The sequence below is a fragment of the Psychrobacter sp. AOP5-GZ1-6 genome (genome assembly GCF_052376345.1).
In the GTDB taxonomy this organism is placed as follows: domain Bacteria; phylum Pseudomonadota; class Gammaproteobacteria; order Pseudomonadales; family Moraxellaceae; genus Psychrobacter.
Genome location: NZ_JBQSVP010000218.1, coordinates 1 through 2370 on the forward strand (window position 1 = coordinate 1; position 2370 = coordinate 2370).

Annotated in this window: 2 protein-coding genes; both read left to right on the forward strand. The window is 43.5% G+C overall.

Features of this window, described 5'->3' with window-relative positions; translation table 11 throughout:
- The first annotated feature begins 23 nt into the window (after nucleotides 1-23).
- A complete protein-coding gene (locus ACT3RN_RS15165; RefSeq protein ID WP_192519898.1) occupies nucleotides 24-980 on the forward strand; it encodes an alpha/beta fold hydrolase in 957 nt (318 codons plus the stop codon).
- Between the two features lie 157 nt (nucleotides 981-1137).
- Complete coding sequence (locus ACT3RN_RS15170; RefSeq protein ID WP_192519897.1) at nucleotides 1138-2187, forward strand: bifunctional nicotinamide-nucleotide adenylyltransferase/Nudix hydroxylase; 1050 nt, start codon at nucleotides 1138-1140, stop codon at nucleotides 2185-2187.
- Nucleotides 2188-2370 lie beyond the last annotated feature (183 nt).

A 2370-nucleotide genomic window follows, 5' to 3' on the forward strand; every position in this document is an offset into this window, starting at 1 on the left:
CTTGAGTTTAAGAGAGCTCGTTTATGATGACACAAACGCTAAACCTAGTGACCACCAAAGATGGCGAACAAATCGCTGTTTGGAAAATTGTCGATAGCAAAATAGCTAACACAGTCACTGATACGCTAACCACAAATACCTCTGTAATAAAGCCACAAAACATATTTCTAACGCACGGGACATTTTCAGACAAACAAACCTGTCTCAAAATTGCTGAGTATCTAGCTGGCCTTGGACATCATTGTTACATCATGGAATGGCGCGGTCATGGTAGCAGCTCAACGCCCAAAGAAAAATTCAATTTCGAAACCGTTGCCACCTATGATTACGAAGCCACTTTTCGTTACTTTTTTGATGAATTAAAATTCGATAATTTGCATTGCATCACACACAGCGGTGGCGGTATTGGTTTGATTATGTTTCTGATTCAGAACCAATACTATATCGATAAAATAAACAGCATCAGCATGTTTGCCTGCCAAGCCTATGGCGCAGCATCAAAACCGATTAGCCATGCAAAAATTATTGCCGCCAAAACACTCACGCGACTGCTTGGCCGTATCCCTGCCAAAAAATTAAAGATGGGCACCTGTGACGAAAGCGACTATACGATGCGCCAGTGGTACGACTGGAACCTACAACAAAACTTTAACAGCAGTTTTATTAAAAAAAGTACGTTTAACCAGCCTAGCAGTGGTACAAATGGTGGTGATGAGCCTTTGGACTATCGACAACAGATGCCAAATATCACAATACCTGTCTACGCCATCAGCGCTAAAGGAGATAAATTTATTTCCCCTGCCTATGGCTGTCGGCAGCTTTTTGATGACTTTAAGAATTCTGATAACGTCTTTCGAGAGTACTCGCGCAGTAATGGCGATTTAGATGACTATACGCACAGCCGCATCATGGTTAGCCGTAATGCGGCTACAGAGATTTGGCCGACAGTGACGGCGTGGATCAAAAAACATTCCAATTAACATTTTAGCTATGTTTATGGTGTTTCGTTATACAATCATTGGTGGTTATACCGCACCAAACATCTTTACACTTGTCAGCAAGTCATAGGCTGTGTCAGTATTGAGGTCACTAAGTTGTTTTTACCCATAAAATATAAAAAGCAGGAAGTTGGCGGACATGAGTGAATCATCAGAGCAGAGTTTGACTAAAAACAATAAGCACTATCGTTATTTGGTTTTTATTGGTCGTTTCCAGCCGTTCCATCGTGGACACAAAGCGGTCATCGACGAAGCATTAAAACGCTCGGATGAAGTGATTATGCTCATTGGCTCAGCCAACCTGCCTCGTAGCTTGCGCAATCCATTTAGCGTTGCTGAACGTGCAACGATGATCAAAGACGCTTACTCAGCAGAGGAAGCAGCACGTATTCATTGCGTTGGTCTAGATGATGCGCTCTACAACGACACACGCTGGCTACAGTATGTGCAAGCGGGCGTAAAATCTGTCACTGGTGATTTGCAGAGCGATATCGGCCTGATTGGTCATTCAAAAGACAGCTCATCATACTACTTGTCATTGTTTCCTAACTGGGATTCGGTATCAGTGCCCAATTATCACAACCTATCGGCGACGCCTATCCGAGATAGTTATTTGATGGGCGCTACGCCGACACCTGAGCGCACGCCTGAATCTACTCGTAATGTATTGAATGACTTCAAACAGACGGCTAAATACCAACAGCTACATGAAGAAGCAGATTTCATCGACAAGTACAAAAGGCAGTGGGAATCAGCTCCCTATCCACCGACTTTTATGACGGCTGATGCGTTGATTGTACAGTCGGGTCATATCTTGTTGGTAGAGCGCCGTAGCATGCCAGGGCGTGGATTATGGGCGCTGCCGGGTGGGTTTTTAAACCCAAAAGAGACATTGTTTGACGCTTGTATCCGTGAACTGCGTGAAGAAACTCGTCTCAAAGTTCCTGAACCAGTATTACGTGGCTCTTGTCACAGTCAGCATACTTTTGACGACCCATATCGCTCGGCACGTGGCCGCACGATTACCCAAGCGTTTTACTTTCAACTTAAAAACGATCCAAAAGGTCTGCCAAAAGTAAAAGGTGGTGATGACGCTGCCAAAGCATTTTGGCTACCGCTGGCAGAGCTAGACGCTACCATGATGTTCGAAGACCATTATGCGATTATCACCAAAATGGTCGGGTTGTAGCGTTACATATCACTGACCAATTAGTACATTATTTGATATATCTTACCCAAGGATAGTCTATATAATTTATTTTCACAGTTGTTTGATTTCTAAAACCTGATTTATCATTTTTGCATATATTTTTGTACAATCAGTTTCACCGCCCGAGTCGATAGACGGCAAGGGTTTATCGCCAAAGCTGTT